The sequence below is a fragment of the Pseudomonas sp. HMWF006 genome, from assembly GCF_003061205.1.
In the GTDB taxonomy this organism is placed as follows: domain Bacteria; phylum Pseudomonadota; class Gammaproteobacteria; order Pseudomonadales; family Pseudomonadaceae; genus Aquipseudomonas; species Aquipseudomonas monsensis.
In genome coordinates this window covers 19,299-19,565 of the sequence record NZ_QAIU01000432.1, presented here as the reverse complement: position 1 = coordinate 19,565, position 267 = coordinate 19,299, and the positions used below count along the sequence as shown (strand labels likewise).

General features: G+C 62.9%; 1 pseudogene. It reads right to left on the bottom strand.

Annotated features, from left to right (window positions below):
• A pseudogene (locus tag DBR24_RS32720) lies at positions 1-267 on the bottom strand (poly-beta-1,6 N-acetyl-D-glucosamine export porin PgaA); the annotation flags it as partial.

Genomic DNA, 267 nt, shown 5'->3' with positions numbered 1-267 from the left:
ATTCATGGTTGGGGTTGCCGATCGGCAAGCCCTTGAGTTCGATGCGCGGACGCTGGGTCTTGGCCAAGTCTTCGGCGACCTTGCGGGCCTCTTCGGCGCGGTCGCTTTCCAGCAACGAGTAATACAGCGCGGTGGAATCTTCGAGGCGATCACCGACATCCGCGTCGGGTGCCGACAGCACTTGGCGATAGAGGTCGGTGGCGATTTCCGGCTCACGCTGGTCCAGATACGACGCCGCCACCCAGCGCAGGGCGTAGGTCGGAATGT